We start from the raw sequence: 25,479 nt of genomic DNA on the forward strand, positions 1-25,479 counted from the left end.
CTGCGGCCCGGCCGGAGCCGCCGGGTGGGGCGGCCAGGCTCAGAGCCAGCCGTTCCGCTTCAGCGTGCGGTGGATGCCCAGGCAGATGGCCACCGTGACGCTCATGATCACGGGGTAGCCGTACTTCCAGTGCGTCTCCGGCATGTAGTCGAAGTTCATGCCGTACACCCCGCACACCATCGTCGGTACGGCGATGATCGCGGCCCACGACGTGATCTTCCGCATGTCCTCGTTCTGCGCCACGGACGCCTGCGCGAGGTTGGCCTGGAGGATCGAGTTGAGGAGCTCGTCGAAGCCGATGACCTGCTCGTGCACCCGCGCGACGTGGTCGGCGACGTCCCGGAAGTACTTCTGGATGTCCGGGTCGATCAGCCGCATCGGCCGCTCGCTCAGCAGCTGCATGGGCCGCAGCAGTGGCGACACCGCGCGCTTGAACTCAAGGACCTCGCGCTTGAGTTGGTAGATCCGCCCCGCGTCCGTGCCGCGCGGGGAGCCCTTGCGCCCGGGCGAGAAGACCTCGGTCTCCACCTCGTCGATGTCGTCCTGCACGGCGTCGGCGACGGCGATGTACCCGTCGACGACATGGTCGGCGATCGCGTGCAGCACGGCCGACGGGCCCTTGGCGAGCAGCTCGGGGTCGTCCTGCAGCCGGTGCCGCAGCGCTCGCAGCGAGCCCTGCCCGCCGTGCCGGACGGTGATGAAGAAGTCCCGGCCGGTGAAGCACATGACCTCGCCGGTCTCGACGACCTCGCTGTTCGCGGTGAGTTCGTCGTGCTCGACGTAGTGGATGGTCTTGAAGACGGTGAACAGGGAGTCGTCGTAGCGCTCCAGCTTGGGCCGCTGGTGCGCCTGCACCGCGTCCTCGACGGCCAGCGGGTGCAGCCCGAACTCACTGGCGATACCGGCGAATTCGGCCTCGGTCGGCTCGTGCAGCCCGATCCACACGAACCCGCCGTCCCGCCGCACCCGGCGCATCGCCTCGTGCGGGGTCAGCGGCTGCGGGGTCTCGACGCGGGCGCCGTTGCGGTAGACGGCGCAATCGACGACGGCGGAGGGCGTCGCAGGGTCGCGGGTGGTGTCGTACGCGCCACTGTCCTTGCGCAGTGAGACGCGGGACGGGCGGACCACGGCACGCAGGTCGCGGATCATCGACATGAGCAAGCTCCTTCGCAACGGGCAACGAAGCGTGGAGAACCGCGGCACGGTTGGAACTGCCCGGAATGGGGACGTCCTGACTTCAGGATGTTTGGCACGTCCACAAAGCGGGGAGCACCGCACCGTCGCGGTGATGGGCTTCGTTGCTGATTCAGATCAGACAGATCAGGCAAAGCGAAACGAAGTGCTCTTCCGCGTGAGGAAGCGAGCGTGAAAGGCGGCGGTCAGCCGGAGGCGGAACAGCCGAATCAGCTACATCAGCGGCGGGAAGAGCGAGTGGTACTGCACGGTCGACTTCGATCCATGACAGCCCCACCTCCTCCGGCCGGTCCCTCGTGAGGGACGATCCATACCCCGTTCGGGGTTCCCCGTAGGGGAGTCTCTATTCGGTGTCAGGACTTGATCGCGAAGCTTCTGCATGCCGTCCCGAACACCGGGCAAGAGTATCAGCCGACTGAAGTGTCAAGGCGCTCCTTTGCCCGGTACTGACGAGTTCTATGCTCGGCGCATGGCTGATGTTCTCTCTCTGGTCGAGGCCCGGTTGCGCTCCGCGCTGGGCGAACCGGACGCACGCGCGGCGGTCACCTTTCTCGGTACGGACCGTATGGAGGTGCTCCGTTTCCAGGAGGGCGACCTCGTGCGCTACGCCACACTCGGCATGTCCGCGCACCCCATGAACGACCCCACCGCGATGGCCGCCGACCCGGTCAAGGGCCCCCGCGCCGAACTGGTGCTCTCGGTCCGCTCCGGGCTCGCCGACACCGACAAGGTGCTCCGCCCGCTGGCCGTGCTCGCCGCGTCCCCGCAGGTGGAGGGTGTGATCGTGGCCCCGGGTGCCTCGCTGGACGTCGGTGAACCGCTGTGGCCGGGGGCCCCGTTCACCTCGGTCCTGGTGGCCGAGTCCGGCGGCCTGGTCGAGGACCTGGAACTCGACGAGCCGGCCGACCCCGTGCACTTCCTGCCGCTGCTCCCCATGACCCCGAACGAGGCCGCGTGGAAGCGCGTGCACGGCGCGCAGGCCCTCCAGGAGCGCTGGCTGACGAACGGGACGGACCTCCGGGATCCCGCCCGAACGTCCGTCCCGCTGGACTGAAGCCGCGTGAGCAACCTCACCAACCGGTGGCCGAAAAGCGTCAGTTGGCGAACACGGTCACGCTGTCCTCGGTGGCGGGCGCCGGCGCCGGCTCCTCGGCTTCGTGCGCCAGTGACTTCCGCCGTACGACGACCACGAGCGAGCCCAGTACGGCCGTGACGGCAGCCACCACGAACGGGACGCGGAGGCTGCCGGTCCACTCCTCGATCCTGGGCGCGAAGTAGGGCGCGGCAGCCGCCGCGAACCACCGCACGAAGTTGTAGCCCGCGCTCGCCACGGGGCGAGGCGCGTCGGAGACGCCGAGTGCCAGCTCCGTGTAGACGGTGTTGTTCACGCCGATGAAAGCGCCGGACAGGATCGTGCAGACGACGGCGGTGGTGTGGTCGCCGTAGCCGAGGACGAGCACGTCCACGGCCAGCAGCACCAGCGAGCCGCCGAGGACCTTCAGCGAGCCGAACCGCTTCTGCAGGGGCGGCGCCACGATCACCGAGAACACGGCGAGCAGCAGCCCCCAGGCGAAGAACACCGCGCCCGACCGGTAGGGGCTCATGTTCAGCACGAACGGTGTGAAGGCCAGCACGGTGAAGAACGTGTAGTTGTAGAAGAACGCCGAGACCGCCGCAGAGGCGAGGCCGCCGTGGCCGAGGGCCCTGATCGGGTCCAGCAGTGAGGTCTTGCGGGCCGGCTTCGGCTGCTCCTTCAGGAACGCCGCGATGCACAGGAAGCCCACTGCCATCAGCACGGCCGTACCGAAGAACGGGTAGCGCCAGCTGGCGTCCCCGAGCAGTGCGCCCAGCAGCGGCCCGCATGCCATGCCGAGGCCGAGGGCGGACTCGTAGAGCAGGATCGCCGCCGCGCTGCCGCCGGCTGCCGCGCCGACGATGACGGCGAGGGCCGTGGAGACGAAGAGCGCGTTGCCGAGCCCCCAGCCCGCCCGGAATCCGACCAGCTCGCCGACCGATCCGGACGTGCCCGCGAGCCCGGCGAAGACGATCACGAACGCGAGGCCGAGCAGCAGGGTCTTGCGTCCGCCGATGCGGCTGGAGACGAATCCGGTGACCAGCATCGCCACGGCGGTGATGAGGAAGTACGAGGTGAAGAGCAGGGAGACCTGCCCGGCCGTCGCGTGCAGCCCGCCGGCGATGGACGGCAGGATCGGGTCGACGAGCCCGATGCCCATGAAGGCCACGACGGACGCGCCGGCGGTCGCCCACACGGCCCTCGGCTGCCGCAGGATGCTGCCCGCTCCCGCGTCGAAGGGGTCCATTGCGTTCTCCAATCCGGAACTGAGGTAGGTGGCCGATGCACAGAGTATGTTAGCTAGGCTAATTAATGCAAGCTACATCTATATTCGGTCCGTACCGGTTCCGCCCGGACGGGTGATCGTCCTTGACGTGGCGCAGAAGGGGTAGGACCGTGGGGGCCTATGAGGGGCGAACCCAGTTGCCCGAAGTGTGGTGGCCGGGTCAGGGCTCCCGGACTCTTCGCCGACACCTGGCAGTGCGATGTGCACGGCACCGTGCACCCGGTGCAGCCCGTGATCCCGCCCAGCGTCGATGCCCTCGGCGTGGTCGTGCATCGCACCCATGTGCCGGTGTGGATGCCGTGGCCGCTGCCGATCGGCTGGCTGTTCACCGGCGTCGCCAGCGCGGGCGACGACCGCAGTGGCGGCCGCGCGACCGCCGTGGCCTGCTCCGGACCCGGTCCGCTCGGCGGCATGGGTGAACTGATCCTGGTCGCCGAGGAACTGGGCGTCGGTCTCGGTGCGCGCTACGCGGGCATCGACGGCCCGGACCCGGGGCCGTACATCAACGTCGAGAAGCCACCCCAGGCCAAGGTCCTCGCCGCCGGCCGCCCGACCCCGCTGTGGCACGTCTCCGGCGCCCCCGACGACCGTGCCGTCTTCGCCGGCGAGGCCCTCGGGATGTGGCTGTGGGCCGTCGTGTGGCCCGAGCAGTCGGGGTTGCTCATGTACGACGAGCTGGTGCTGACGGATCTGCGGGATGCCGGTGCCGAGGTGGAACTGGTGCCTTGCGGGGCGTTGTCGCCGCGCCTGCTCGAGCCGTAGCGCTCCGCTGGGTCGAGCCTTGGCGCGCCCATGAGCTCGGGTGGTCGAGGATGGTTTGCGGCTGCGGGTGGTTCGTGGTTGATCGCGCGGTTCCCCGCGCCCCTTCGGGGCGTTGCCCGTAGGGGGCGCTCAGGCTGTGAGGGTGTGACAAGGGTCGTTGAAAACCTGGTTATCCTTGAGCGTCCCCTTCCGTGCCGTCAGTGACTGGAGTTCGTGTCGTGCGCATCGATCTGCACACCCACTCCACCGCTTCCGACGGCACCGACACCCCCGCTGAGCTGGTGCTGGGCGCCGCCGCGGCCGGACTGGACGTCGTAGCGCTCACCGACCACGACACCACCCGCGGATACGCCGAGGCCATCGCCGCGCTGCCGGAGGGGCTCACCCTCGTCACCGGCGCCGAGCTGTCCTGCCGTATCGACGAGATCAGCATGCACATGCTGGCCTACCTCTTCGACCCCGAGGAGCCCGCGCTGCTCGCCGAGCGCGAGCTGGTGCGCGACGACCGGGTGCCCCGGGCCCAGGGCATGGTCGCCAAGCTCAACGCGCTCGGCGTGCCCGTCACCTGGGAGCAGGTGCTGCGGATCGCCGGTGAGGGCTCGGTCGGGCGGCCGCACGTCGCCTCCGCGCTGGTCGAGCTCGGAGTCGTACCGACCGTCGGCGACGCCTTCACCGAGGACTGGCTGGCCGACGGCGGCCGGGCCTTCGTGGAGAAGCACGAGACCGACCCGTTCCAGGCGATCCGGCTGATCAAGGCCGCGGGCGGCGTCGCCGTCTTCGCGCACCCCGCCGCGAGCAAGCGGGGCCGTACGGTCCCGGAGTCCTCGATCGCGGACCTTGCCGCGGCCGGGCTCGACGGCATCGAGGTCGACCACATGGACCACGACCCCGACACGCGTGCGCGGCTGCGCGGGCTCGCCAAGGAGCTCGGGCTGCTGACGACCGGGTCCAGCGACTACCACGGCAGCCGCAAGACGTGCGTGCTCGGCGAGTACACGACGGACCCCGAGGTGTACGGCGAGATCACGCGGCGGGCCACCGGGGCGTTTCCCGTGCCGGGGACCGGCGGGTTCTGAGCTTCTCACCCACAGTTCCGTTTCTCTTCACCCGGCGCTGCAGGCTGTGCCCACCCGTTCCGCCCTGCGGAACGACTGACCACAGCGGTAGCCCTCTTCGCAAGGCTCACGCATGTTCGACCTCGCCGTCTTCGGCTCCCTCTTCCTGACCCTCTTCGTCATCATGGATCCCCCCGGGATCACCCCGATCTTCCTCGCGCTCACCGCCGGCCGGCCGGCCAAGGTGCAGAAGCGGATGGCCTTCCAGGCCGTCTGTGTGGCGGGCGGTGTGATCACGGTCTTCGGGCTTCTCGGCCACCAGATCCTCAACTACCTGCACGTTTCCGTCCCCGCGCTGATGATCGCGGGCGGGCTGCTGCTCCTGCTGATCGCGCTCGACCTGCTCACCGGCAAGACGGACGAGCCCAAGCAGACCAAGGACGTGAACGTCGCCCTCGTCCCCCTGGGCATGCCGCTGCTCGCCGGGCCGGGTGCCATCGTCTCGGTCATCCTCGCCGTGCAGAAGGCCGACAGCGCCGCCATGCAGGTGTCGGTGTGGGCGGCAATCCTCGCCATCCACGTCGTGCTGTGGCTGGTGATGCGGTACTCGCTGCTGATCATCCGGGTCATCAAGGACGGCGGCGTGGTCCTCGTGACGCGGCTCGCGGGCATGATGCTGTCGGCGATCGCGGTGCAGCAGATCATCAACGGCGTCACCCAGGTGATCCAGGGCGCCTGAGCCCCAGGAGCGCCCCTCGAAGCCTCCCCGGATGCGCGAAGCCCCCGCACGGCGTCAGTGCCGTGCGGGGGCTTCGAAGCTGCTGCGGTGATCCGCGTCTGTTACGAGGCCGTGGCTTCGGCCGGTCGGATCCACAGCCGCTGTCCGGTGGCGGCAGCCTGCTGAACGATCCGGTTGACGGAGGCGGCGTCCACGACGGTGCTGTCCACGGGCGTACCGTCGAACTCGTCGAGTCGCATGATTTCGAAGCGCAAGGGCTTCTCCCTTCGTCTGGTCATCCTCCTGAGGAGAACTGAGGAGAACTACTTGGTTACACACGTATGCAACGTGCTTCGCGTTACAAACATTCCCTACGCTAAAGAAATTTTTCGAACGTCTAACTACTGACCGGTAAGCGATCGTTCGGAGATCAAGGCGGGACTGACCGGGACCGGTTGTGTTCGCAGCGTGACCGCCGGGACAATGGTGGCGATGAACGACGACCTCGCGGCGCTAGGCGCCCGCATCGACCACACCAACGAGCTGCTGCAACGCATGCTCGCCGAGGTGGCGAAGACGCCCTCGACCCATGCGATCTTCGTCGACGCGGGCTATCTCTACGCGGCCGCGGGACGGCTGGTCGCCGGGACGGAGGACCGCAGGGCCTTCGATCTGGACGCCGAGGGGCTGATCGAGGCGCTCATCGACCGGGCGCGCACGATCTTCGCGGACAGCAGGCTGCTGCGGGTCTACTGGTACGACGGCGCCAGGCGCCGCATCCATACGGCGGAACAGCAGTCGATCGCCGAGCTCCCCGACGTGAAGGTCCGCCTGGGAAACCTCAACGCCAACAACCAGCAGAAGGGCGTCGACTCGCTGATCAGGACCGACCTGGAGTCCCTGGCCAGGCACCGCGCCATCAGCGACGCGGCCCTGCTCGGCGGTGACGAGGACCTGGTGTCGGCGGTCGAGGCCGCGCAGGGGTACGGGGCGCGGGTGCACCTGTGGGGCATCGAGGCGCCGGAAGGCCGCAATCAGGCCGAGCCCCTGCTCTGGGAGGTCGACAGCCAGCGCACCCTCGACCTCGACTTCTTCAAGCCCTACGTCTCCCGGCGCACGGCTGCCGCGTACGAGGCCGCGGGGGCCCGGCCGACGCGGGAGGACGTCCGGTTCGTCGGCGCCCAGATCGCGGCGAAGTGGCTCGCGGCGCGGGGGCGGGAGTCACTCGTGGAGCTGCTGCCGGGGCATCCGTATCTGCCCGGGTCCGTCGACCAGGACCTGCTGGTGGAGGCCGAGGGGCTGCTGCAGTACTCCCTGCGCGGCCAGGCGGATCTGCGGCGGGCGCTGCGGGACGGGTTCTGGGAGCACCTGCAGGCGCAGTACTAGGCCGGGCGCAGTGCTGGGGCCGGGCGCGGTACTAGACCTCGCTGTCGGTCCCGTCGACGGTGTCCCAGAAGTCGGCGACGGCCTCTGCGGTGCGCAGGGGCTGGTCGGCGTTGGGCGAGTGCTCGGCGCCGGGGATGACGGTGCGGCGGGCGTTCAGCCGCGCGGCCATGTCGTCGAGGAGCGGGACCGGCCAGGTGTCGTCGCTCGCGCCCGACAGGACGTGGAACGGGAGCGGGAGGGCCGCGAGTTCGTCGACGCGGTCCGGCTCCGTGGTCAACTGGCGCCCCGTGGCGAGGAGTTGAGCGGGCTTCGTGCCGAGCCAACGGCGGCGCAGCAGGTCCGGGCCGCCGATGCCGCGCGCCGGCCCGCCGACCTCCTCGGGCGGCCCCATCGCGAGGATCGCCTCCCAGGTCTCGGCCATGGTCATCACCGCGAGCGCGTCCCGCAGCAGCTTCACGCGCTGCTGCTGGGAGTCGGAGATCTGGGCGGGGCCCGACGCCATGAGGGTGAGCGAGCTGAACGGGGCGTGGTCGAGCAGGACGGCCGCGCGGGCGATCTGGCCGCCGAGGGAGTGGCCGAAGAGGTGGAGCGGGGCGTCCAGAGTGCCGAGGGCTGCCACCTGGGCGAGGACGTCCAGGGCCAACTCGCCTCGCGCGTATGGCGCTTCGTCGCGCTCCGGACCGTCCGACTCGTGCTGTCCCCGCCCGTCGACGGCGACCGTACGGTAGCCGCGCGCCGCGAGTGGTTCGTGCATCAGCGTGAAGTCCTCCTTGCTGCCCGTGAACCCGGGAAGCAGCAGGGCGACACCTCGGACCTCGACGCCGGGAGCGGCGGGGGAGTCGACGACGGCGAAGGTGCCGCGGGAGGTGTGGAGGGGGTAGGCGCGGACGTTCGGGGGCGGCGTGAAGGCGGGTTGGGTGGTCACGGGGGGAGGGTAGCGGGTGGGCCGTAGGACCCCCATGGGTCGGTCGGGGAAAGCCGACGGCCCGGCCCCGCGCCATGCGGGACCGGGCCGTCGTACGCGAGATCAGCTCTCCGCGGGCTCCGTGGCGGCCGTGGCCTTACGGGCACGGCGCACCTTGGGCTTGGCCTCGGCCGCGCCGTCGGCGGCCTCCACGGTCGCCGCCGCCTTGCGGGTACGGCGACGCGGCGCGGGCGCCTCGGTGGCCTTCGGCTCCGCAGTGGCCGTCGGCTCCTGCGTGGCCTGGGCCGGGATCTCGGCGGCCGGGGTGGCGGACGCCGCGGTCTTGCGGGTACGGCGTGCCTTGGGCTTGGCCTCGGTGGCCTCAGCTGTGTCGACGGCGGCTTCCGCGGCGACCGCTGCCTTGCGGGTCCGACGGGGCTTGGCCTCGGCGGCTTCCGGCTCGGTGACGGCCGCGGCAGCCTTGCGCGTACGGCGCGGCTTCGTCTCCGTGCCCTCGGCCGCGTCAACGGCGGCCTCGGCGGTGGCGGTGGCCTTGCGCGTACGGCGGGCCTTGGGCTTGGCCTCGGCGGCCTCCGCCGTGTCGACGGCAGCCTCGGCCGCGGCGGCGGCCGTCTTGCGCGTACGGCGCGGCTTGGCCTCGGCGGCCTCCGGCTCCTGGGCGGTCTGGGCCGGGATCTCGGCGGCCGGGGCGGCGGACGCCGCGGTCTTGCGGGTGCGGCGCGCCTTCGGCTTGGCCTCGGCGGCCTCGGCCGTGTCGACGACGGCTTCGGCCGCAGCCGTTGCCTTACGGGTCCGGCGGCGCGGCTTGGTCTCCGCCGCCTCCGGGGTCTGAGGCGCGGCCTCGACGGTGCCCTCGGCCGTCTCCACAGCGGTCTCCGCCGTCGTCGCCTTGCGGGTGCGGCGGCGCGGCTTGGTGGCGGGGGCCTCGTCGGCCACCGCGACCTGGTCGGCCGCGGGAGCCGCAGCGGGCTCGGACGCCTGCACGGCCTGCGTGGCCGCCGGCTCCGGCGTCGTCACGGCCTGAGCCGAAGTCGCCTGCGGCTCCGCCGACTTGCGGGTCCGGCGGCGGCGCGGCTTCGCCGGGGTCTCCTCGGCGGTGCCCAGGGACGGACCCTCCGCCGTCGTCACGGCCGCCTCCGCGGCGTCCGCAGGCTCGGGGGCCGAGGACGTGGCCGTCACGGCCTGCTCCGTCGACGCGCCGTTGCGGGTGCGGCGACGGCGGCGCGGGGTGCGGGGCTCGGTGACGGACTCCGCCGTGGTGGCCCCGGCGGTCTCCTCCGGAGCTCCGGAACCGACGGCGGGCGCCGACGTCTCGTCCAGCGTGGCTCCGCCGCGCGTACGGCGGCGGCGACGCGGCGTGCGCGCCGGGCGCTCACGGTCAGGCGAGGACGAGCGGGACTCGTCCCGGCCGCCTCGGCCACCGCGGCCGCGCGCACCGCGTCCGCCGGTCTCGCCGAGGTCCTCCAGCTCCTCCGCCTCCAGCCCGGCGCGCGTACGCTCCGAGCGGGGCAGGACGCCCTTGGTGCCCGCGGGGATGCTCAGTTCCTCGAAGAGGTGCGGGGACGTGGAGTACGTCTCCGGCGGGTCGTTGAACTTCAGCTCCAGCGCCTTGTTGATCAGCTGCCAGCGCGGGATGTCGTCCCAGTCGACGAGGGTGATCGCGATGCCCTTGGCGCCCGCGCGGCCGGTGCGACCGATGCGGTGCAGGTACGTCTTCTCCTCTTCCGGCGACTGGTAGTTGATGACGTGCGTCACGCCCTCGACGTCGATACCGCGAGCGGCGACGTCGGTGCAGACGAGGACGTCCACCTTGCCGTTGCGGAAGGCGCGCAGGGCCTGCTCACGGGCGCCCTGGCCGAGGTCGCCGTGGACCGCGCCGGCCGCGAAGCCGCGCTGCTTGAGCTGGTCGGCGAGGTCGGCCGCGGTGCGCTTCGTACGGCAGAAGACCATGGCCAGTCCCCGGCCGTCGGCCTGCAGTATGCGCGCGACCATCTCGGGCTTGTCCATGTTGTGCGCGCGGTACACGTGCTGTGAGGTGTTCGCGACGGTGGCGCCCGCGTCGTCCGGCGCGGTGGCGCGGATGTGGGTGGGCTGTGACATGTAGCGGCGCGCGAGGCCGATGACCGCGCCCGGCATGGTCGCCGAGAACAGCATGGTCTGGCGGCGGGCCGGCAGCATGTTGATGATCTTCTCGACGTCGGGCAGGAAGCCCAGGTCGAGCATCTCGTCGGCCTCGTCGAGGACGAGCGCCTTGACGTGCTTGAGGTTGAGCTTCTTCTGGCCCGCGAGGTCCAGCAGTCGGCCCGGGGTGCCGACGATGACGTCGACGCCCTTCTTCAGGGCCTCGACCTGGGGCTCGTAGGCCCGGCCGCCGTAGATCGCGAGGACGCGGACGTTACGCACCTTGCCCGCGGTGAGCAGGTCGTTCGTGACCTGCGTGCACAACTCGCGCGTGGGGACGACGACGAGCGCCTGCGGGGCGTCGGTGAGTGCCTCGGGCTCGGCGCGGCCGGCCTCGACGTCGGCCGGGACGGTGACGCGCTCCAGCAGCGGGAGACCGAAGCCCAGCGTCTTGCCGGTACCGGTCTTGGCCTGGCCGATGACGTCCGTGCCGGAGAGGGCGACGGGGAGGGTCATCTCCTGGATGGGGAAGGGGTTGATGATGCCGACGGCCTCAAGGGCCTCGGCGGTCTCGGGAAGGATTCCGAGCTCTCGGAAAGTCGTAGTCAGGGTGCTGCCTCTTCTGTGTACGCGGTGCGAGGCGAGCGCGGGGGTCTTGACGGACCGTGCCGGGGACGTCGGCTGCCATACGGTCGGGCCGTAGGACACGGGACCACTGCCGACGCTCTAGCGCTCGTACCGCTGAGGGTGTCCCTCCGGTCGTCGTACGCATCTGTGCCGTACGGCCAGGGAGGGCTGTCGGGTCGGAGCCGATCGGGCCACCGACCGGGCATCCTCATAACGTGCGGCCCGTCGAATACATCAGGGTACTCAGCGGGCGCATTACCACCATACCCCGGAATCGCGCACATGCGATGGCCGAATTGGTCACGTAGTCGGCGTCACACTGATTGACCAGGGACTTCCGTGACGTGGAGAGCGGGCTATTGTGCGCTTCATGACGACGCCTGACAACACGCCCGACGCCTCCGACACCGCTGACTCCGCCGTCGAGACCGACGGCACCGTCGCACACACCGGGGTGGCCGCCCAGGACTGGGCGCAGGCCTCCGCCGATCCGCAGTACCGGGCCGCCGTCGTGGACCTGCTCGGCGCGCTGGCCTACGGGGAGCTGGCGGCGTTCGAGCGGCTGGCGGAGGACGCCAAGCTGGCGCCGACGCTGGGGGACAAGGCGGAGCTGGCGAAGATGGCGTCGGCCGAGTTCCACCACTACGAGAAGCTGCGGGACCGGCTCACCGAGATCGGCGCCGAGCCCACGCAGGCGATGGAGCCGTTCGTCGCCGCGCTGGACGGCTTCCACAAGCAGACGGCGCCCTCGGACTGGCTGGAGGGGCTGGTCAAGGCGTACGTCGGTGACTCGATCGCCAGTGACTTCTACCGGGAGGTCGCCGCGCGGCTCGACTCGGACTCGCGGGGGTTGGTGCTGGCCGTGCTCGACGACACCGGGCACGCGTCGTTCGCCGTGGAGAAGGTGCGGGCCGCCATCGACGCCGACCCGCGTGTGGGCGGGCGGCTCGCGCTGTGGGCGCGGCGCTTGATGGGGGAGGCGCTGTCGCAGTCCCAGCGGGTCGTTGCCGACCGGGATGCGCTGTCCACGATGCTCGTGGGCGGAGTCGCGGACGGGTTCGATCTCGCCGAGGTCGGGAAGATGTTCTCGCGGATCACCGAGGCGCACACCAAGCGGATGGCTGCGCTGGGGCTGGCGGCTTAGGCGCCGCCCCGCTTTCTGGGGGCCTGCGGCCCCCAGACCCCCCTGGGCTTCGGCCCTGGACGGGCCTCGTCCTGGGGCGCCGGACGCGCTGGATATCGCCCATCGGCGCCGGGAGGTGAACGTCGGCCTTCGGACGGCGTCAGGGAGCCGGCGGCCGGTCGTCCTCGGAATCTACGCGGTCGCCGAGTGCCGGCTCAGTCTTCCCGCGGGGCGTACCAGCAGGGAGAGAGAGGCGGCGGAGACGACTGCCGCGCCGATGAGGATCACGAAGAGATTGCCGAAGTCCAGCGCGGTGTGCGTGATGAACGCGCCGAAGAGGGCGCCGGCGACGCCCGTCGGCAGGACCAGGGAACTCGTCGGCAGACGGTGCGGCAGGCGGCGGGTGGCAGCCCACGCCAGGGCCAGGCCTAGGATCGCGGCGCTGAGCGCTTCCAAGAGCATGCTGGGGTCCCTCCCACATGGCCGACCTGCTCGAACCCGGTCGTAGCCCGTCATACCCCTGACCTGCGGAATGCAATCCTCCTGTGTGATCGAACTGTGCTCCGAATGTGGAGAGACGGGAGGGGCCCGGCGACCGTGGTCGCCGGGCCCCTCCCGTCACGCCTGCTCTGTCGGCGCCTTCCCGCTTACAGCGCGCCGAAGCCCACCTTGCGCGGGGCCGGCTCGCCGAGCTCCACGTACGCGAGACGCTCTGCCGGGACCAGGACCTTGCGGCCGTGCTCGTCCACGAGGGTCAGCAGCTGTGACTTTCCGGCCAGCGCCTCGGACACCGCCCGCTCGACCTCCTCGGCACTCTGACCGCTCTCCAGAACGATCTCGCGGGGCGCGTGCTGCACGCCGATCTTGACCTCCACGGCTATGTCCCTCCGACGGTCAGTGAAGTGCGCGACCTTGCGCGCCGTACCCAGCACACATTAGCCCGGTGAGGGGACCTGCACGCTCCGCCCAAGAACGCCAGGAGCGAACAGGGGGCGGGAACAAACGCCCGACACGCTCAGTGGTGCTCGGTGCCGTGCAGCGGGAAGCCGGCGATGCCACGCCAGGCCAGGGACGTCAGCAGCTGCACCGCCTGGTCGCGCGGCACGCTGCGGTCGCTGTGCAGCCAGGAGCGGGCCACGACCTGGGCCAGACCGCCGAGGCCGGAGGCGAGCAGCATCGACTCCGCGCGTGAGAGGCCGGTGTCCTCGGCGATGACCTCGCAGATCGCCTCGGCACACTCGTTCGTGACCTTGTCGACGCGCTCGCGCACGGCCGGCTCGTTGGTCAGGTCCGACTCGAAGACCAGGCGGAACGCGCCGCCGTCGTCCTCGACATACGCGAAGTACGCGTCCATCGTCGCCCGTACACGCTGCTTGTTGTCGGTCGTCGACGCGAGCGCGTGCCGTACGGACTGGATCAGGGACTCACAGTGCTGGTCCAGCAGCGCGAGGTACAGGTCGAGCTTGCCCGGGAAGTGCTGGTAGAGCACCGGCTTGCTGACGCCGGCGCGCTCGGCGATGTCGTCCATCGCTGCAGCGTGGTAGCCCTGCGCGACGAACACCTCCTGGGCGGCGCCCAGCAGCTGGTTCCGTCGGGCACGGCGCGGCAGGCGAGTGCCCCGCGGGCGTGCCGCCTCTGTCTGCTCGATGGCTGTCACGCCGCCTCCCAATGTCGTCCACATGCGGTGTGCGCCGCGCCGCCATCGTACTTTTCGGTAACCCTGGTGTGCGCGGTGCGAGCGCAGAATTTCACGGACCGGACGGTGACGAAAGCCGTGCAGAAGGTTTGAAACCCGGCCGGAACGGGCAGCAAATGGTCTCTTTGCTGTTCAACGGCACTCTCTTCCGTGCCCACCTGTACCTTCATTCACCTTCGTTCGTGCAGCCGATGATCGGCTTCAGCGATAGTCGTCCTCGTCGATGGAGACGACGCGCGCCTGTTCGATGAGGTCGGCCTCGTTGGCCCGGTCCTGGTCGGCGTCGGTCAGCCGGTCGTCGCGGTCGCGCCGGAGATCGGCGTGCTGCTCGGCCGCGTCGGCGGCGGGGGCCTCGACGTCGTACTCCTCGTCCTGCTCGGTGTCGTCGTCCACGAAGGTCTCGGGGTCGGTGGGATCGGCGGCCATGGCGGGCTCCCTTTCTAGAACGTCCCCGTGGGGCACAACGTCCCTGGGTGAAGCAGGGGTCCACTTCCGGGTGCCCTGCGTACGAGCCTAGGAGACACAGGTTCCGGACGCTATGCGATCTGCGGGGGATCTGCGGGCAATTCGGGCGTGCTCCGGGTGGCTTCCGTGAGCGGGATACGTCTGGCGGGTTTCCCGGCCGGGAATCTGCCATGTACGTGTCGACTTGTGACGGCGAACACATGAACCACTGCGTGATCGTCTCGTAACATTGCCGCATGTCTTCGACCGAGCTCCCGTCAGCGCCGGCCGCCAATGTGCTCCCCAAGGTGGCGACCGTCAGGGTCGCCGAGGGGGAGCGGCTGCGGTCGGTCGGGCTGCCCGGGATCACGCTGACGGTGCGGTCGAGGCCGCCCGCGCGCGAGGGGCTGCCGCCCGCGTTGTACGTGCATGGACTCGGCGGTTCCTCGCAGAACTGGTCGGCGCTGATGGAACTGCTGGAGGGTGAGGTCGACTGTGAGGCCGTCGACCTGCCGGGCTTCGGCGACTCGCCACCGCCGGACGACGGCGACTACTCGATCACCGCGCACGCACGCGCGGTGATTCGCTATCTCGACGCCTCCGGCCGTGGCCCCGTACACCTCTTCGGCAACTCGCTCGGCGGCGCGGTCACCACGCGCGTCGCCGCCGTACGCCCGGACCTGGTCCGTACGCTCACGCTCGTGTCGCCCGCCCTGCCGGAGCTCCGTGTCCAGCGCAGCGCCGTGCCCACCGCGCTGCTCTCCGTGCCCGGAGTGACCTCGCTGTTCACCCGGCTCACCAAGCAGTGGACGGCGGAGCAGCGGGTCCGTGGCGTGATGCACCTCTGCTACGGCGATCCCGAGCGGGTGACGCCGGAGGGCTTCAGCAATGCCGTCCAGGAGATGAACCGACGGCTTCAACTGCCGTACTTCTGGGACGCGATGACGCGTTCCGCGCGCGGGCTGGTCAACGCCTACACGCTGGGCGGCCAGCACGCGCTGTGGCGCCAGGCCGAGCGGGTACTGGCTCCGACGCTGCTCATCTACGGCGGCCGGGACCAGCTCGTCGGCTACCGCATGCGCAGCAAGGCCGCGCGCGCCTTCCGCGACTCCCGCCTGCTGAGCCTGCCGGACGCCGGGCACGTGGCGATGATGGAGTACCCGGAGGTGGTCGCCCGCGCGTTCGGTGAACTCCTTGCGGAGACAGCGGAGTCGGCAGAGTCGGAGGCCGCTGGGGGTGCCGGGGCCGCGAGACGGAGTGCGGGTGGAGCCGGGGCCGCTGCGAGCGGCGGGGGCGCCATGACCGAGATCTCGGGGAGCTGAGGCGCGACGTGGGACGCCACAGCAGGCGCGGGTCCGCCGCCAAGCCCAAGCGCGACACCGCGGACACAACCGCACGACAGGACTCCCGGGGGGCACAGCCCGAGCCGGGCACGGCCCAGCGGGGGACGTCCGTGCCGGGTCCGGGGCCCGGTCGGCCTCCGGGTGCCCGACCGCCGGGTCCGGCACCGGGCGCGGGCCCGAGCGGCCCGCCGCAGTCCGGCGGACCCGGCGGCGGTCGCCGGGTGCCTGGGCCGCCGCCCGGCCGGCAGGGGATGCCCGCGGGTGAAGGTCCCGCGTACGGAGGACGCGGCTTCCCCGACGGCACGCCCGCGCAGGGGGTCCCGAGGCTGCCCGACGGCACGCCTGCTCACGGCTTTCCGAGGTTCCCCGACGGCACGCCCGCACATGGCTTCCCGAGGTTCCCCGACGGCACCCCGGCCCACGGCGTGCCCCGTTTCGCCGACGGTACGCCCGCCCATGGCACTCCCCAGGCCCGTGCCGGCCACCCCGAGCAGCGTGAATCCGGCGGTGGCTGGGGCGAGTTGCGGGGGCGTGCCGGCGTCGCGTACGGCGCCCCCGCGGCCGCCGGTGCCCCGCCCATGACCGGTGTTCCCGTGCCGCGGCCCCGGCGGGCAGCGCCGTCCGAAGGGCCCCGGCAGGACTACCTGGAGGCCTTCGAGGGCGACGGGGACGTCGACGTCTTCGCGCCGCGTACGACCGAGACCGCGCACGCCTCCCACCCGTACACCTCCCACCCGTACGCCTCCGACCCGTATGCCTCCGTCACCGAATGGGACACCAGGACCGGCGGCGGTGCCGCGGACGACACCGGGACACAGGCCGGCGCCGACGGCGACGACGACGCGCCGCCGACCGGCGAGCCCGTGGCGGCGAGGGGCTCCAAGGGCCGGGCCTTCTCCGGCATCGCCGCTGCCGCTGTCGTCACCGTGCTGGCCGTCGTCGTCGCCGGTCAGGTCGCGAAGGGGCGGGAGGACGGCGACGTACAGTCACAGTCCGCCACCGATCAGGGGCGGGACGCCCGCGACTCGGCCTCGCGCGGCGACGGGCGGCCGACGCCGGACGCGCCGAATGTGCCGGCGCCGCTGACGTACGAGCAGAAGATGGGCGAGACGTACGCGCTCAGCGCCAAGCTCAAGGGCCCGGGCAGGTTCGACGCGGTCCCGGGGATCGCCAAGGCGCCCGGCAAGGGGCAGAAGTACACCTACCGCGTGGACGTGGAGCAGGGACTCGGGCTCGACGGCGAACTCTTCGCCGAGGCCGTGCAGAAGACGCTCAACGACGACCGGAGCTGGGCGCACAACGGCGCCCGTACCTTCGAGCGCATCTACTCCGGCAAGCCGGATTTCGTGATCACGCTGGCCAGCCCCGGTACGACGGCCGACTGGTGTGCCAAGTCCGGTCTGGACACCACCGTCGACAATGTGTCGTGCGACTCCGCCTCCACCGAGCGCGTCATGATCAATGCGTACAGATGGGCGCAAGGGTCCGAGACATACGGTGATCGCATCCATGAGTACCGGCAGATGCTGATCAACCACGAGGTCGGTCACCGGCTCGGCTACTCCCATGTGACCTGTGACAAGGACGGCGAGCTGGCCCCGGTCATGCAGCAGCAGACCAAGTTCCTCGACCACGACGGGATCCGCTGTCGGGCCAACCCCTGGATGTATCCCGGGAGTTGAGGGGTGACTCATACGTCACATTGACATGTGCAGCGAGTTCATAGATATTTCTGCACATGTCGACCCGTCACGCCCCCACTCGCGCCGCTATCGAGCTGGCGCTGATCGGTGTGACCGCCCTGTGCGTGGCCGACATCGACTGTCGCTGACGCCCGCCTCCAGGCGTTCGCGTCGCGATCTTCTTCCTTCACTCCTGTGAGTCGCTGACGGGTTTCGGACCCGTGGCGCGTTCATGGGCTTCCGACGACCCGACGCCGGGGCAGACGTCTGTGCACTCCCGTCTCACTCCGCGTCATTTCGTCTCGATATCCGAGACTCATCATTCCGAGAGGTCGTCTCCGATGCGTCAATCGTCCGTCATAGCGCGCCGCGTGGCCGCGGCATCCGTCAGCCTGGTCGTGGCAGCGGGCGCCGCCGCCTGCGGGCCTGAGGACAACGATGCCAAGAGTGCCGGCGGCGACTCCACGCCCCACAAGGGCGGCACGCTCACGGTCCTGAACTCCCATCCGCAGCAGGACTTCGACCCGGCCCGGCTGTACACGTCCGGCGGCGGAAACGTCCCCTCCCTCGTCTTCCGTACCCTCACCACGCGCAACCGCGAGAACGGTGAGGCCGGCGCCGAAGTCGTCCCCGACCTCGCCACCGACACCGGGCGTCCGAACAAGGACGCGACCGTGTGGACGTACACCCTCAAGGAGGGCCTCAAGTACGAGGACGGCACCCCGATCACCTCGGCCGACATCAAGTACGGCATCGAGCGCTCCTTCGCCCCCGAACTGTCCGGCGGTGCCCCGTACTTGAGGGACTGGCTGGTCGGCGCGGCCGACTACCAGGGGCCGTACCAGGACAAGAAGGGTCTGTCGGCGATCGAGACGCCGGACGAGCGGACCGTCGTCTTCCGTCTGAACAAGCCCGAGGGTGAGTTCCCGTACCTGGCGACGCAGACGCAGTTCACGCCGGTGCCCAAGGACAAGGACACCGGCACGAAGTACGAGGAGCACCCGGTCTCGTCCGGCCCGTACAAGGTGGTGAAGAACGAGAACGACGGCGAGCGGCTCACCCTGGAGCGCAACACCCACTGGTCCGCCTCGACGGACGCCGAGCGCAAGGCCTACCCCGACAAGATCGACGTACGGTCCGGGCTCGACTCGTCGGTGATCAATCAGCGGCTGTCCGCGTCCCAGGGTGCGGACGCGGCCGCGGTCACCACGGACACCAACCTCGGCCCGGCCGAGCTGGCCAAGGTGACCGGCGACAAGGAACTTGCCGCGCGCGTCGGCACCGGGCACTTCGGTTACACCAACTACATCGCGTTCAACCCGAAGACCAAGCCGTTCGACAACGCCAAGGTGCGGCAGGCGATCTCGTACGCCATCGACCGGTCGTCCGTGGTGAACGCGGCGGGCGGGTCCGCGCTCGCCGAGCCCGCGACCACCTTCCTGCCGAACCAGAAGTCCTTCGGCTACACGGCCTACGACCACTTCCCGGCGGGTGCGGCCGGTGACCCGGCGAAGGCCAAGAAGCTGCTGAAGGAGGCCGGTTACGCGAACGGGCTGACCGTCACCCTGACCCACTCCAACGCCAAGGACTTCGAGACCAGCCCCGAGATCGCGACCGCGATCCAGGACGCGCTCAAGAAGGCGGGAATCACGGTCAAGCTCCAGGGTCTGGAGGAGAACGACTACTCCGACAAGATCCACGACGTGAAGACCGAGCCCGGCTTCTTCCTCGCCCACTGGGGTGCCGACTGGCCCTCCGGCGGTCCCTTCCTCGCCCCGATCTTCGACGGCCGGCAGATCGTCAAGGACGGCGCGAACTTCAACACCGGCCTGCTCGACGACAAGTCCGTCAACACCGAGATCGACGCGATCAACAAGCTGACCGACCTCGACGCCGCCGCCGAGCGGTGGGGTGCGCTGGACAAGAAGATCGGCGAACAGGCGCTGACGGTGCCGCTGTTCCACCCCGTCTACAAGCGGCTGTACGGCGAGTCCGTCAAGAACGTCGTGATCAGCGACTGGACCGGCGTGCTGGACATCTCCCAGGTCGCGGTGAAGTAGCGCCGTGAGTGAGGCAGTCATTGCCGTCGAGGCTCCCGGGGTGCCTGCTCCGGGGGCCTCGGGGGCCCGTCAGTTCTGGCGGCGGCTGCGGACGCAGCGCGCCGCCCTGGTCGCGGCGGTCGTAGTCGCACTGCTCGTCCTGGTCGCGCTCGCCGCACCGCTGCTCACCGCGGTCGAGGGCCAGGATCCGACCACCTACCACCCGTCCCTCGTGGACTCCGCGCGCGGGGGCGTGCCCATCGGGTCGTTCGGCGGAGTGAGCGCCGACCACTGGCTCGGCGTCGAACCGCAGACCGGGCGGGACCTGTTCGCGCGGCTCGTCCACGGCGCCCGGGTCTCCCTCGGGGTCGCGCTGGCCGCGACCGTCGTCCAGGTGACCATCGGCGTCGTGGTGGGCGTCGCCGCCGCGCTCGGCAGCCGCTGGGTCGACCAGCTGCTGAGCCGCTTGACCGACGTCATCGTGGCGATGCCGCTGATGATCATGGCATTGGCGCTGCTCGCCATCGTGCCGTCGAGCTTCCCGCGGCCCGTGCTGGTCGCCCTGGTGATCGGCCTGATCGCCTGGGGCAACATCGCGAAGATCGTGCGCGCCCAGACGCTCACCCTGAAGGGGCTCGACTACGTAGCCGCCGCCCGGCTCAGCGGTTGGGGCACCTGGCGGATCGCCCGCCGGGAACTGCTGCCCGGCATCGCCGCCCCGGTCATCACGTACGCGGCCCTGCTGGTCCCGGTCAACATCTCCGTGGAGGCCGCCCTGTCCTTCCTGGGCGTCGGAGTGAAGCCGCCGACGCCGTCCTGGGGACAGATGCTCACCGCCGCCGACGTCTGGTACCAGGCCGCCCCGCAGTACCTGCTGCTGCCGGCCGGCGCGCTCTTCGTGACCGTCCTCGCCCTCACCGTCCTCGGCGACGGCGTGCGCACGGCGCTCGACCCGCGCGCGGCGTCGCGGCTGCGGGTCGGCACGGGCCGCAAGAGGGAGGCCAAGGCATGAGCGGCGGCCTCACTGGTCTCCCCAGTCTCACGAATGTCACCAGCCTCAGGAGCCTCGGAGGCTTCGTCCTGCGCCGGACCGTCGGTGTCGTCGTCACCCTGTTCGCCATCTCGGTGATCGTCTACGTCGTCTTCTACGTCACTCCCGGCAACGTCGCCCAGATCACCTGCGGCCCCCGCTGCTCGCCCGCCCAGGTGCAGCAGGTCGCCGAGCAACTGCACCTGAACGACCCGCTGTACACGCGCTACTGGCACTTCCTGGAGGGCCTCGTCGCCGGCCAGGACTACTCGACGGGCGCGTCCGTGCAGCACTGCTCGGCGCCCTGTCTCGGGCTGTCGTACCAGAGCGACCAGCAGGTCACCCAGCTGATCCTGGCGAAGCTGCCGGTCAGCCTGTCGCTCGTGTTCGGTGCGATGGTGCTGTGGCTGATCCTCGGCGTCGGCACGGGCGTCCTGTCCGCATGGCGACGCGGCCGTCTCACCGAGCGACTGCTGACCGGCGTCACGCTCGCCGGCGTGGCCACGCCGGTCTTCGTGATCGGTCTGGTCTTGATGATCGTCGTCTGCGGGCAGCTCCAACTGCTGCCGTTCCCGCAGTACGTCGCCTTCACCGACGATCCCGAACAGTGGGCATGGAACCTGCTGCTGCCATGGCTTTCCCTGGCCCTCATCGAGGCCGCCGCGTTCGCACGTCTCACGCGCGCGGCCATGCTGGAGACGCTGGCCGAGGACCACATCCGCACCTTCCGGGCGTACGGCGTCGGTGAACGGTCGGTCATCGGACGGCACGCGCTGCGCGGGGCCCTCGCGCCGGTCATCGCCCTGAACGCCAACAACTTCGGCGGCGCGGTCGGCGGCGCGGTGCTCACCGAGACGCTCTTCGGACTGCCCGGCATCGGACAGGAACTGGTCCACGCGGTCAACGTCGTCGACCTCCCGGTCGTCGTCGGCATGGTCCTGGTCATCGGCTTCTTCGTGGTCGTCGCCAACGCCGTCGCGGACGTGCTGTACGCGGTGGCCGACCGACGGGTGGTGCTGGCATGAGCCTTGTGGACGTCACCGACCTGACGGTCGAGTTCGGTTCCCTGCGGGCCGTCGACGGCCTGTCCTTCCGGCTGGAACAAGGCGCCGCCCTCGCCCTCGTCGGCGAATCCGGCTCCGGGAAGTCCACGGTCGCCTCGGCGTTGCTGGGGCTGCACCGCGGCACGGGCGCACGGGTCGGCGGGTCGGTCGAGGTCGCCGGCGTCGACGTACGGCAGGCGTCGGACGACGAACTGCGGCGACTGCGCGGCGGGAAGGCGGCCATGGTCTTCCAGGACCCGCTGTCCTCGCTCGACCCGTACTACGCGATCGGCGACCAGATCGCCGAGGTGTACCGCACACACACGCGTGCCTCGCGACGAGCGGCACGGGCGCGTGCGGTCGAGGTGCTGAACCGAGTTGGAATTCCGGACGCACTACGGCGATCCCGTTCCCGCCCGCACGAGTTCAGCGGCGGTATGCGCCAGCGTGCCCTCATCGCCATGGCGCTGGCCTGCGCGCCCGACCTGCTGATCGCCGACGAGCCGACGACCGCGCTCGACGTGACGGTCCAGGCCCAGATCCTCGACCTGCTGCACAGGCTCCGCGAGGAGACCGGAATGGGTCTCCTCCTCGTCACCCACGACGTCGGCGTCGCCTCCGAGAGCGTCGACGAGGTGCTGGTGATGCGGCACGGACGGGCGGTGGAACGCGGCGCGGTCGCCGACGTCCTGGGAGCTCCGGAGCAGCCGTATACGCGCGAACTGCTGCACGCGGTCCCGCGCGTGGACACGCCGCGCGTCAGCCATGAGGGCGTCAAGGAGCCGGAGGGGGCGACGATCGCATCGGTGGACGGCGCCTCGTCGGACGTTGCGTCGGTGGACCTGGCCTCGGTGGAGGGTGCGTCGGTGGACCTGGCCTCGGCGGACGTCGTCCTGGCGGCGACCGGCCTGCGGCGTGAATTCGGCCGCGGGAAGCGGGCGTTCACGGCGGTGGACGACGTGTCGCTGACGATCCGCCGCGGCGAGACCCTGGGCGTCGTGGGGGAGAGCGGCAGCGGCAAGACGACCCTCGGGCGCATGCTGGTCGGCCTCCTGGAGCCGACGGCGGGCGAGGTCCGTTACGACGGCCACACGCGCGCGGGCGTGAATCCCGCGGTGCAGATGGTCTTCCAGGACCCTGTCTCCTCCCTCAACCCCCGCCGCACCGTGGGCGAGTCGATCGCCGACCCGCTCCGCGCGCGGGGCGAGGACGACGAGGGGCGTATCCGGGGGCGCGTAAGGGAACTGCTGGAGCGCGTAGGGCTCGAAGCGGCGCACTACGACCGCTACCCCCACGAGTTCAGCGGCGGGCAGCGCCAGCGCGTGGGCATCGCGCGGGCGCTCGCCGCCGACCCGCGCGTCATCGTCTGCGACGAGCCCGTATCCGCGCTCGACGTCACCACGCAGGCCCAGGTCGTGGCCCTGCTGGGGGAGTTGCAGCGTGAGCTGGGACTCGCGCTCGTCTTCGTCGCGCACGACCTCGCCGTCGTACGCCAGGTCAGTGACCGGGTCGCGGTGATGCGGGGCGGGCGGATCGTCGAGGAGGGCCTCGCCGACGAGGTGTACGACAACCCGCAGAACCCGTACACCAAGCAGCTCCTGGCCGCGGTACCCGCGCTCGATCCGCGGATCGCCGCCCAGCGGCGGGCGGCGCGACGGGAGTTGGCAGCGGTGTGACCGTCCGAGCCGTTCAGGTGTGACGATGCGTGCGCGTTTACTCTCTTAGCGCGACGGAACGCGACCCGCACGGGAAAGTTACGACCGTTCACCCCTTTTGGTGGCGCGATGGACAACCGTCCGTCGCGCCACCGCCTTGTCCGCATACCTTCGTCCCGCTGTGAGCCGCCGGGGGAACGGCGGCTCCCCTAAGGGAGATCGGGGGTGTACTCGTGCGCATCGGACTGATTGCGGAGGGTGGCTATCCGTATGTGAGCGGTGACGCCAGGCTCTGGTGCGACCGGCTCGTGCGCGGGCTCGGACAGCACGAGTTCGACATCTACGCGCTCAGCCGCAGCGAGTGCCAGGAGGACGAGGGCTGGATCCCGCTGCCGCCCCAGGTCGGCCGGGTGCGCACGGCGCCGCTGTGGGCGGCCGAGGACGACGGGGTGGTATACGGGCGCCGCGCGCGCCGGCGGTTCGCCGACTGCTACGGCGAGTTGGTGACCGTGCTCTGCGCAGGGGCCGGCACAGACGCGTCCGGAAACCCCGAGGACGCGTCGGCCACCGAGGCGGACCGTTTCGGCAACGCGCTGTACGGCCTCGCCGAACTCGCTCGCGACGAAGGCGGGTTGGTGGGAGCGCTCCGCTCCGAGTCCGCCGTACGCATCCTCGAGCGCGCCTGCCGAGCGCGGGGCGCCCTGCGCACGGCGCGCGAGGCGCGCGTCCCCGATCTGCTGGCCGTCGCCGCGCATCTCGAACGCGCCCTGCGCCCCTTCTCGCTCGACTGGTACGAGGACGACGGCCTGGGCTCGGTCGACCTGTGCCACGCCACGTCCGGCGGCGCCGCGGCCCTGCCCGCCCTGCTCGCCCGCCACTTCCACGGCGTACCGCTGCTGCTGACCGAGTACGGCGTCCGGCTGCGCACGCACTACCTGGCCGAGACCGACGCCTCGCCCGCCGTGCGCTCCCTGCTCGCCGCCCTCCACGGCAGGCTCGCCGCCGAGTCCTACGCCCGGGCCGCCCTCATCACGCCGGGCAACGGCCACGCCCGCCGCTGGCAGGAGCGCTGCGGCGCCGACCGCGCGAAGCTCCGCACGGTCTACCCCGGCATGGACGCCGACCGCTTCGCCGAGGTCGGCGAGGGCCCGGAGCGCGCGGACCCGGACACCCTTGTCTGGGTCGGCCGCGTCGAACCGGCCAAGGACCTGGTGTCGTTGCTGCACGCCTTCGCCGAGGTCCGCAAGGAGGAGCCGAAGACCCGCCTGCGGATCGTCGGTACCGCCTCGGGCGCCGAGGGCGCGGCCTATCTCGGCCACTGCAAGGTGCTGGCCGCGCAACTCTTCCCCGACGAGGCCGAGGGCCCGCACACGGTCGGCCACAACCCGGTCTCCTTCGAGGAGATCGGCGGCCATGAGGTCCCGGCTCTCGCCGACGCCTACGCCTCGGGCGCCGTGGCCGTCCTGTCCAGCGTCGTGGAGGGCTTCCCGATCGGCCTGGTCGAGGCCATGTTCTGCGGCCGCGCGACGGTGTCCACCGACGTCGGCGCGGTGGTGGAGGTCATCGGCGGCACCGGTCTCGTCGTACCGCCGCGCAATCCCCGCGCGCTGGCGGAGGCCTGCGTGGCGCTGTTGCGCGACCCCGAGCGCCGCGAGCGCCTGGGCGCGGCGGCACGCGCGCGTGCGCTCGAACTGTTCACCGTCGAGCAGAACGTCGCAGCATTTCACGGCATTTACCTGGAGATCGTCTCGCGCACACCGGTCCGCCGAGTCGTCCTCGACGATTCCGGCGCCCCTCTGCCCTTCGCCGTCCCCGCCGAGGCCCACGTCCCCGGCCGGTGGCCCGACCGCACCACACGCCTGGTCGCCCGCGGCGGCCCGCCAAGGCCGCCAGGAGCCCCCGTACGCGCCACCGCCCTGCCCGCGACGGAGGGAGCGCGATGAACGGCCTGGGAGGACTGGACCGCCCCGGGGCCCCCACCAGCCCCGGCGCATGGGACGAACGCTCGGAGGAGTGGCTCACGCCGGACCCATACGCGGGGGAGGACGCGGCGGCAGGGGCGGACGTAGGGGCGGATGCGGCCGTTGGGGTGGATGCGGTGGCAGGGATGGACCTACGGGCCGGCGGGGCCACCGGGGTGGATGTACGGACAGGCGCGGCTGCTGGGACGGACGCGAGGGGAGGCGCGGCTGCTGGGACGGACGCGAGGGGAGGCGCGGCTGCTGGGACGGACGCGAGGGGAGGCGCGGCTGCTGGGACGGACGCGAGGGGAGGCG

General features: G+C 71.0%; 23 protein-coding genes. 14 read left to right on the forward strand and 9 right to left on the reverse strand.

What is annotated here, in order from left to right; all coding sequences use genetic code 11:
• Positions 1–39 precede the first annotated feature (39 nt).
• Positions 40–1,155: a magnesium and cobalt transport protein CorA gene (locus ACZ7L5_RS20900; RefSeq protein ID WP_328879474.1), complete on the reverse strand. Its 1,116-nt coding sequence runs from the start codon at positions 1,153–1,155 to the stop codon at positions 40–42.
• Between the two features lie 508 nt (positions 1,156–1,663).
• Between ACZ7L5_RS20900 and ACZ7L5_RS20905 the strand changes: the two genes are divergently transcribed.
• Positions 1,664–2,248, forward strand: a complete 585-nt coding sequence (locus ACZ7L5_RS20905; RefSeq protein WP_471518287.1) for a suppressor of fused domain protein — start codon at positions 1,664–1,666, stop codon at positions 2,246–2,248.
• Positions 2,249–2,288: 40 nt separating this feature from the next.
• Here ACZ7L5_RS20905 and ACZ7L5_RS20910 read toward each other — a convergent pair whose 3' ends face one another.
• A complete protein-coding gene (locus ACZ7L5_RS20910) occupies positions 2,289–3,515 on the reverse strand; it encodes an MFS transporter (RefSeq protein ID WP_471518288.1) in 1,227 nt (408 codons plus the stop codon).
• Between the two features lie 159 nt (positions 3,516–3,674).
• On the opposite strand from ACZ7L5_RS20910, the gene ACZ7L5_RS20915 reads away from it, so the two are divergent.
• The 3 genes from ACZ7L5_RS20915 to ACZ7L5_RS20925 all read left to right on the forward strand — a co-directional run bounded on the left by ACZ7L5_RS20915 (position 3,675) and on the right by ACZ7L5_RS20925 (position 6,110).
• Positions 3,675–4,316: a DUF6758 family protein gene (locus ACZ7L5_RS20915; protein ID WP_391393446.1), complete on the forward strand. Its 642-nt coding sequence runs from the start codon at positions 3,675–3,677 to the stop codon at positions 4,314–4,316.
• A 218-nt stretch (positions 4,317–4,534) separates the two neighbouring features.
• Complete coding sequence (locus ACZ7L5_RS20920; protein WP_471518474.1) at positions 4,535–5,392, forward strand: PHP domain-containing protein; 858 nt, start codon at positions 4,535–4,537, stop codon at positions 5,390–5,392.
• Positions 5,393–5,504: 112 nt separating this feature from the next.
• Positions 5,505–6,110 carry a MarC family protein gene (locus ACZ7L5_RS20925; protein ID WP_328879469.1) on the forward strand — a complete coding sequence of 202 codons (606 nt, stop codon included), beginning with the start codon at positions 5,505–5,507 and terminating at the stop codon, positions 6,108–6,110.
• 101 nt (positions 6,111–6,211) lie between these two features.
• Here ACZ7L5_RS20925 and ACZ7L5_RS20930 read toward each other — a convergent pair whose 3' ends face one another.
• Positions 6,212–6,364, reverse strand: a complete 153-nt coding sequence (locus ACZ7L5_RS20930) for a hypothetical protein (RefSeq protein ID WP_328879468.1) — start codon at positions 6,362–6,364, stop codon at positions 6,212–6,214.
• Positions 6,365–6,581: 217 nt separating this feature from the next.
• Between ACZ7L5_RS20930 and ACZ7L5_RS20935 the strand changes: the two genes are divergently transcribed.
• The gene (locus ACZ7L5_RS20935) at positions 6,582–7,475 is read left to right on the forward strand and encodes an NYN domain-containing protein (protein WP_328423732.1); all 894 of its coding nucleotides are present in this window, start codon (positions 6,582–6,584) and stop codon (positions 7,473–7,475) included.
• Between the two features lie 31 nt (positions 7,476–7,506).
• On the opposite strand, the gene ACZ7L5_RS20940 is transcribed toward ACZ7L5_RS20935, so the two are convergent.
• Entirely contained in the window at positions 7,507–8,436 is a 930-nt protein-coding gene (locus ACZ7L5_RS20940; RefSeq protein ID WP_471518289.1) for an alpha/beta fold hydrolase, read from the reverse strand.
• Positions 8,437–8,502: 66 nt separating this feature from the next.
• Positions 8,503–11,037, reverse strand: a complete 2,535-nt coding sequence (locus ACZ7L5_RS20945) for a DEAD/DEAH box helicase (RefSeq protein ID WP_471518475.1) — start codon at positions 11,035–11,037, stop codon at positions 8,503–8,505.
• 472 nt (positions 11,038–11,509) lie between these two features.
• Between ACZ7L5_RS20945 and ACZ7L5_RS20950 the strand changes: the two genes are divergently transcribed.
• Entirely contained in the window at positions 11,510–12,292 is a 783-nt protein-coding gene (locus ACZ7L5_RS20950; RefSeq protein ID WP_471518290.1) for a ferritin-like fold-containing protein, read from the forward strand.
• Positions 12,293–12,463: 171 nt separating this feature from the next.
• Here the strand turns inward: ACZ7L5_RS20950 and ACZ7L5_RS20955 are convergent, their stop codons facing one another.
• The 4 genes from ACZ7L5_RS20955 to ACZ7L5_RS20970 form a co-directional block, all read right to left on the reverse strand.
• Positions 12,464–12,733 carry a hypothetical protein gene (locus tag ACZ7L5_RS20955; RefSeq protein WP_328879465.1) on the reverse strand — a complete coding sequence of 90 codons (270 nt, stop codon included), beginning with the start codon at positions 12,731–12,733 and terminating at the stop codon, positions 12,464–12,466.
• Between the two features lie 185 nt (positions 12,734–12,918).
• On the reverse strand, positions 12,919–13,146 hold the full coding sequence (locus ACZ7L5_RS20960; protein ID WP_003998121.1) for a DUF3107 domain-containing protein: 228 nt from the start codon (positions 13,144–13,146) through the stop codon (positions 12,919–12,921).
• A 140-nt stretch (positions 13,147–13,286) separates the two neighbouring features.
• Positions 13,287–13,928: a TetR/AcrR family transcriptional regulator gene (locus ACZ7L5_RS20965; RefSeq protein WP_328879464.1), complete on the reverse strand. Its 642-nt coding sequence runs from the start codon at positions 13,926–13,928 to the stop codon at positions 13,287–13,289.
• A 240-nt stretch (positions 13,929–14,168) separates the two neighbouring features.
• Positions 14,169–14,393 carry a hypothetical protein gene (locus ACZ7L5_RS20970; protein WP_471518291.1) on the reverse strand — a complete coding sequence of 75 codons (225 nt, stop codon included), beginning with the start codon at positions 14,391–14,393 and terminating at the stop codon, positions 14,169–14,171.
• Positions 14,394–14,668: 275 nt separating this feature from the next.
• Here ACZ7L5_RS20970 and ACZ7L5_RS20975 point away from each other — a divergent pair, with 275 nt between their 5' ends.
• The 8 genes from ACZ7L5_RS20975 (at position 14,669) to ACZ7L5_RS21010 (ending at position 25,146) form a co-directional block, all read left to right on the forward strand.
• A complete protein-coding gene (locus tag ACZ7L5_RS20975; protein ID WP_471518292.1) occupies positions 14,669–15,733 on the forward strand; it encodes an alpha/beta fold hydrolase in 1,065 nt (354 codons plus the stop codon).
• Positions 15,734–15,741: 8 nt separating this feature from the next.
• The gene (locus ACZ7L5_RS20980; protein ID WP_471518293.1) at positions 15,742–17,436 is read left to right on the forward strand and encodes a DUF3152 domain-containing protein; all 1,695 of its coding nucleotides are present in this window, start codon (positions 15,742–15,744) and stop codon (positions 17,434–17,436) included.
• A gap of 56 nt (positions 17,437–17,492) precedes the next feature.
• On the forward strand, positions 17,493–17,585 hold the full coding sequence (locus ACZ7L5_RS20985) for an Ms4533A family Cys-rich leader peptide (RefSeq protein WP_328879460.1): 93 nt from the start codon (positions 17,493–17,495) through the stop codon (positions 17,583–17,585).
• Positions 17,586–17,777: 192 nt separating this feature from the next.
• Entirely contained in the window at positions 17,778–19,496 is a 1,719-nt protein-coding gene (locus ACZ7L5_RS20990) for an ABC transporter substrate-binding protein (RefSeq protein ID WP_471518294.1), read from the forward strand.
• Positions 19,497–19,500: 4 nt separating this feature from the next.
• Positions 19,501–20,487: an ABC transporter permease gene (locus ACZ7L5_RS20995; RefSeq protein WP_471518295.1), complete on the forward strand. Its 987-nt coding sequence runs from the start codon at positions 19,501–19,503 to the stop codon at positions 20,485–20,487.
• Entirely contained in the window at positions 20,484–21,530 is a 1,047-nt protein-coding gene (locus ACZ7L5_RS21000) for an ABC transporter permease (protein ID WP_471518296.1), read from the forward strand. Before ACZ7L5_RS20995 ends, ACZ7L5_RS21000 begins: the two co-directional genes overlap by 4 nt.
• The gene (locus tag ACZ7L5_RS21005) at positions 21,527–23,224 is read left to right on the forward strand and encodes a dipeptide ABC transporter ATP-binding protein (RefSeq protein ID WP_471518297.1); all 1,698 of its coding nucleotides are present in this window, start codon (positions 21,527–21,529) and stop codon (positions 23,222–23,224) included. The genes ACZ7L5_RS21000 and ACZ7L5_RS21005 overlap by 4 nt, the downstream gene beginning before the upstream one ends.
• Before the next feature lie 212 nt (positions 23,225–23,436).
• Positions 23,437–25,146 (forward strand): DUF3492 domain-containing protein, encoded by a 1,710-nt coding sequence (locus ACZ7L5_RS21010; protein ID WP_471518298.1) that lies wholly within the window; start codon positions 23,437–23,439, stop codon positions 25,144–25,146.
• The last annotated feature ends 333 nt before the right edge of the window (positions 25,147–25,479 follow it).

This window comes from Streptomyces sp. NPDC107528, assembly GCF_055639295.1.